At 65.5% G+C, this 5,540-nt stretch carries 4 protein-coding genes and 1 pseudogene; 2 read left to right on the forward strand and 3 right to left on the reverse strand.

The genetic code is table 11. The features are described from left to right. Nucleotides 1–197: 197 nt before the first annotated feature. From XI03_RS01810 to XI03_RS01820, 3 genes are all read right to left on the reverse strand, one after another. Complete coding sequence (locus tag XI03_RS01810; protein ID WP_271591133.1) at nucleotides 198–1,175, reverse strand: Bug family tripartite tricarboxylate transporter substrate binding protein; 978 nt, start codon at nucleotides 1,173–1,175, stop codon at nucleotides 198–200. A 221-nt stretch (nucleotides 1,176–1,396) separates the two neighbouring features. Next, nucleotides 1,397–2,332 carry a DMT family transporter gene (locus XI03_RS01815; protein WP_038948459.1) on the reverse strand — a complete coding sequence of 312 codons (936 nt, stop codon included), beginning with the start codon at nucleotides 2,330–2,332 and terminating at the stop codon, nucleotides 1,397–1,399. A gap of 289 nt (nucleotides 2,333–2,621) precedes the next feature. Further along, complete coding sequence (locus XI03_RS01820) at nucleotides 2,622–3,554, reverse strand: DMT family transporter (RefSeq protein WP_028140243.1); 933 nt, start codon at nucleotides 3,552–3,554, stop codon at nucleotides 2,622–2,624. 420 nt (nucleotides 3,555–3,974) lie between these two features. Here XI03_RS01820 and XI03_RS01825 point away from each other — a divergent pair, with 420 nt between their 5' ends. Continuing rightward, on the forward strand, nucleotides 3,975–5,267 hold the full coding sequence (locus tag XI03_RS01825) for an adenylosuccinate synthase (RefSeq protein ID WP_028140242.1): 1,293 nt from the start codon (nucleotides 3,975–3,977) through the stop codon (nucleotides 5,265–5,267). A 37-nt stretch (nucleotides 5,268–5,304) separates the two neighbouring features. Continuing rightward, nucleotides 5,305–5,540 (forward strand): annotated as a pseudogene (locus XI03_RS01830) (hypothetical protein); the annotation flags it as partial.

Raw genomic sequence — 5,540 nt, forward strand, 5'->3', positions numbered from 1 at the left:
CCACCCGGGCTGGGCCATTCCTCACGGAACCAGGCCATTCTAATCCGGCGCGCTAATACAAGGGTGGGCAAAGGCGCCGAAGCGCCGTGCCCACCTTTTCTTTTTGCGACGACCCAACGGTGGGCACGCTTCGCTTTGCCCACCCTACGAGAGCGGTGCCCCGGGCTCAGCGCCGCGTCCGGGACACGAGACCGTCCTTACTGCTTCTCGATCTTCGCGTTGGTGATCAGCTTCTCCCACAGCACGAGCTGTTCGTTCACGAACGTGCCAAGCTGCTCCGGCGTGCCCGAGAACGCGTCCATGCCGAGTGTGGCGAGCTGGGCCTTGATCTCCGGCTTCTCGACGATCTTCCGGATCTCGGCGTTGAGCCGGGTCACGATCTCCTTCGGCATGCCGGCCGGGCCGAAATAGCCCTGCCAGGACGAGATGTCGAAATCAGGCACGCCGGCCTCCTGCATCGACGGCAGGTTCGGCACCAGCGGCGAGCGGTCCTTGGTGGTGACGGCGAGCGCGCGCAGCGCGTTGCCGTTGACGTGGGGCAGGCCGGTCAGGATGTCGACGAACATCATCGAGACGCGGCCGCCCATGACGTCGTTGAGCGCCGGCGGCGAGCTCTTGTAGGGCACGTGCAGCAGGTCGAGCCCGGCATTGTGCGCAAAGGTCGCACCCGACACGATCGCGGAGGACGATCCCGAGGCGTAGCTCAGCTTGCCCGGATTGGCCTTGCCGTAGGCGACGAGCTCGCCCACGGTCTTGGCCGGCACTTCCGGATTGACGACCAGCATGAAGGGCAGGTCGCCGGTGCGCGCGATCGGCGAGAAATCCTTGACCGGATCGTAAGTGAGGCTCTTGAGCAGATAGGGATTGGCCGAATGCGTGGTGTTGGTGGTCACCAGCAGCGTGTAGCCGTCGGGGGCGGCCTTCGCGACATAGCTTGCGGCGAGCATGCCGTTGGCGCCCGCCTTGTTCTCGATCACGATGCCGACGCCGAGCGCCTGCGACAGATGCTGCGAGATCAGCCGTGTCGTCGTGTCGGTGCCGCTGCCGGCCGCGAACGGCAAAACCAGCGTGATGTTGCGGCTCGGCCAGGTATCGGCCTGTGCAGTGGATGCGGCGACGAGGCACAATGCAGCCGCGCCGACGGCACGCAGGTTTCGAATCAGCCCTGAAATCATATCGAGACGTTCCCTCTTTTTCGTTGGCGGGGAACCTAGCGTCTCTTCGCCAAAATCGGAAGACGCGAGTTGCTTGCCCCGGACGCGGCGCAGCGCTTCTTCAGCGGTGCGCTGCAGAGCCGGGGCCCATGCTGCCACAAACTGGATCCCGGCTCTGCGACGCACCGCCTGCGCGCTGCGTCTTGTCCGGGACACGAGCACGCATCGTCCGCCGCGCGGAATTACTTCACCGCCGAGCCCTGGCGTGAGGCAATCACGACGCCGGCGAGCACCAGCGCATAGCCGATCAGGTGAAACGGCTGCAGCTTTTCGCCGAGCAGCACGATCGCCATCGCCGAGCCGAACACCGGCACCAGATGGAAGAACGGCGCGGCGCGGTTCGGGCCGATCAGCGCGACGCCGCGGTTGAAGAACAGATAGGCCAGCGTCGAGGGAAAAATCAGGATGTAGCCAAGCGTCGCCAGCGTCGTCCCGTCGAATTGCAGCACGCGGCCGCTTGCCGCCTCCCAGATCGCGGTCGGCAGCAGCATCGTCGCGCCGCAGCAGGTGGTGAAGGACAGGAAGGAGAGCTGGTGGATCTTGGGCCGACGCGGGATGAAGGCCGAGTAGATCCCGAACGCCACCAGCGAGGAGGCGAACATGATGTCGCCCCTGTTGAAGCTGATGCTCGCGAGCGCGGCGAGATCGCCGCGCAAAATGATGATCAACACGCCGAGAAGCGAGATCGCGATGCCGGCGAACTGGGCACCCGTCAGCCGCACGCCGAACAGCACCAGCGACCACAGCGCCACGAACAGCGGTCCGGCCGACTGGATCAGCAGCGCGTTCAGCGCCTCCGTGTATTGCATCGCCCAGTAAGAGATCGCGTTGTTGAAGGCGAAGCCCACCAGCGACAGGAACAGCATCAGCGGCAGGCTGTTGCGCAAGGCGGGCCAGTCGCGCTTGAGATGCGGCCAGGCGAACGGCAACAGGATCAGGAAAACGCCGAACCAGCGGATCGTGGTCACCGTCAGCGGCGGCACATGCGCGCCGACATGGCGCGCGAGCACGATGTTGCCGGCCCAGAACAGCGAGCTCAGGCTGAGCAGCAGATAAGGCTGGTTGTTGAGCCAGCTGGCCGGACTGGAGGCAGGTGGCGCGGGCGAGGCAATCGTCATTGGCGTTGGATACAAGCTTGCGCCGGATTGGCGTCGCGGCACAAGCCACGCGGCCGCAATGCTACAATGCAGGCAAACCCTGAGGAGGCGCCTTTGGCGGCTAATATGTTGAACAAGGTGACGCGGCGTTGGCTTTGCCCCTCTCCCCTTGCGGATGAGGGGTATCTCTCCGCTCGCTTGGACTCGTAGGGTGGGCAAAGGCGCACTTGCGCCGTGCCCACCGTCTCTCTCGATCGCAAAAATGCGTGGGCACGCTTCGCTTTGCCCACCCTACGAGAGTTCGAATAAATTACGCCGCCTGCTTTCGCGACGCCACGAACACGCCAGACAGCACCAGCGCAAAACCGATGAAGTGGAATGCCTGCGGGTGTTCGCCCAGGAACGCCATCGCCATGATCGAGCCGAACACCGGCACGACGTGGAAGAACGGCGCGGCGCGGTTGGCGCCGATCAGGCGCACGCCGCGATTGAAGCAGAGATAGGCCAGCGTCGAGGGAAACACCGCGACGTAGAACAGCGTCAAGAGGTTCGGCCCGTCGAGCTTCATGACCGGGCGCGCGGACAATTCCCAGATCTCCAGCGGAATGAGGCAGGCCGCGCCGGCCCCGAAGGTGAAGGCGAGGAACGACAGGCCGTGCATCGGCGGCCGTTTCAGCGTCAGCACCGAATACAGCGCGAAGATGACGAGTGCGACGATGAAGATGAGGTCGCCCTTGTTGAACTCGATGTTCGACAGCGTGGTGAAATCGCCGTGCAGCAGAATGGTCAGCACGCCGCACATCGACAGCAGCACGCCGAACGCCTGCGCCGCGGTGAGGCGGATGCCGAGGATGGCCAGCGACCACAGCGCCACGACCAGGGGCGCGGCCGACTGCAGCAGCAGCGTATTGAGTGCCTGGGTATGCTCCAACGCCCAATATTGCAGCGTGTTGAAGGCGCCGATGCCGGTGACCGAGAGCGTGATCATCAGGCCGAGCCTGCCGCGGATCGCGGGCCAGTCCTGGGCAAGATGTTTCCAGGCGAACGGCAGCACCAGCAGGAAGGCAAAGAACCAGCGCAGGAACGACAGCGTGACCGGCGGGATGTGGCCGGCGGCGAGCCGGCCGACGATGGCGTTGCCGGCCCAGCACAGCGCGGTGATGCTGAGCAGCAGATAAGGCTGGTTGGCGATCCAGCTGTGGCCGGATGTCTCCGCGCTCGTGGTCTGGCCGGTGGCGGACATTGGGATTGGCGTGCCCCGCGTGCGCCGAGGCTTCCAGCCCGGCGGGATCCGGGCCGGCTGATCGCCCGGCGCTGCCCAAAGACACGGAAATCGGGGCTGCATCAACGGGGGGCGGACGCATCGCGACCATGCAGCGGCGGATTGAGCCTCTCACGCTTTGGTCGAAGCCTGCGCGCTGGCCGCGAAGGTTTCTGGATTTTCCGGGGATATCAAAGGCTTGGAGTAGCCTCGAAGCCCTGAAAATGCCCCGTTCTTGCTTGCCTAGAGAGGCTGCTTCCTTTATCCGGTTGGGCTGCCTCGGTGCGAACGGCCTCTGGCCGGGAATTGGGCTGGGCGCAGGCATGATTCCGGAAAAATGGGTACCAATTTTCCGTTCGGATCGTGCCACCTACAGAGAAATCTTCGAAGGATTACCCGCGAATGGCCAATGTTGTCGTCGTCGGCGCCCAGTGGGGCGACGAAGGAAAGGGCAAGATCGTCGACTGGTTGTCGGAGCAGGCGGACATCGTCGTCCGCTTCCAGGGCGGTCATAACGCCGGCCACACGCTGGTGATCAACGGCAAGACCTACAAGCTCGCGCTGCTGCCCTCCGGTGTCCTGCGTGAGCAGAAGCTGTCGGTGATCGGCAACGGCGTGGTGTTCGATCCCGCCGCCTTCCTCGACGAGGTCTCCAAGCTGCGGGCGCAGGGCGTCGCGGTCTCGCCGGAGAACCTGCGTATCGCCGAGAACGTCACGCTGATCCTGCCGCTGCACCGCGAGCTCGATGCGCATCGCGAATCCGCCAGCGCGGCGACCGCGATCGGCACCACCCGCCGCGGCATCGGGCCTGCCTATGAGGACAAGGTCGGCCGCCGCGCGATCCGCCTGATGGACCTCGCCGACCTCGACACGCTCCCGCACAAGATCGACCGGCTGCTTGCCCACCACAACGCGCTTCGCCGCGGCCTCGGCCTGCCCGAATTCGACGGCAAGGTGATCTTGAAGGAGTTGAGCGCGCTGGCGCCGGAGCTGCTGCCCTACGCCGAGACGGTGTGGCGGCTGCTCGACATCAAGCGGCGTGAAGGCAAACGCATGCTGTTCGAAGGCGCGCAAGGCGCGCTGCTCGACGTCGACCACGGCACTTACCCCTACGTCACCTCGTCCAACACGGTGGCGGCGCAGGCGGCGACCGGCTCGGGCCTCGGACCCGGGGCGGTCGGCTATGTGCTCGGCCTGTGCAAGGCCTACACCACCCGCGTCGGCCAGGGCCCGTTCCCGACCGAGCAGGACAACGAGACCGGCCGCCGGATCGGCGAGCGCGGCCGCGAGTTCGGCACCAACACCGGCCGTCCGCGCCGCTGTGGCTGGTTCGACGCCGTGCTGGTCCGCCAGGCGGTCCGGACCTGCGGCATCAACGGCCTGGCGCTGACCAAGCTCGACATTCTCGACGGCTTCGACACGATCGAGGTCTGCACCGGCTACAAGCTCGACGGCAAGGAGATCGACCACTTCCCCGCCGGCGAGGGCGCCCAGGCCCGGGTCGAGCCGATCTACGAGACCATCGAGGGCTGGAAGGAGCCGACCGCCAATGCGCGGTCCTGGGCCGACCTGCCGGCCCAGGCCATCAAATATGTCCGGCGGATCGAGGAATTGGTGGGGTGCCCGGTTGCGCTGCTTTCCACCAGCCCCGAACGCGAAGATACTATCCTGGTGCAAAATCCGTTTGAGGCTTAACGATATCTTACCGGGACGCGCGTATAGTTGAGTTGAAATGGCTGATTACTATCCGCTGATCGCCCGCGCTATTGCCGCCCTGGACCCGAACGCTCCCGGCGAAAGCCGTCGCGCGCTCTATGAGCGGGCGCGTACGGCGTTGATCGCACAGCTGCGCAGCGTGCAGCCGCCGCTCTCCGAATCCGAGATCACCCGCGAAAGGTTGTCGCTGGAGGAGGCCGTCCGCAAGGTCGAATCGGAGGCCGCCCAGCGCGCCCGCGAGGCCTCGCGCCC

It is taken from the genome of Bradyrhizobium sp. CCBAU 65884, from assembly GCF_028128835.1.
Taxonomy (GTDB): Bacteria; Pseudomonadota; Alphaproteobacteria; order Rhizobiales; family Xanthobacteraceae; genus Bradyrhizobium; species Bradyrhizobium ottawaense.

Excerpts from the sequence above, each read along its gene's own strand:
- XI03_RS01810 (WP_271591133.1), bottom strand. The coding sequence starts at position 1,175 with ATGATTTCAGGGCTGATTCGAAACCTGCGTGCCGTCGGCGCGGCTGCA.
- XI03_RS01815 (WP_038948459.1), bottom strand. The coding sequence starts at position 2,332 with ATGACGATTGCCTCGCCCGCGCCACCTGCCTCCAGTCCGGCCAGCTGG.
- XI03_RS01820 (WP_028140243.1), bottom strand. The coding sequence starts at position 3,554 with ATGTCCGCCACCGGCCAGACCACGAGCGCGGAGACATCCGGCCACAGC.
- XI03_RS01825 (WP_028140242.1), top strand. The coding sequence starts at position 3,975 with ATGGCCAATGTTGTCGTCGTCGGCGCCCAGTGGGGCGACGAAGGAAAG.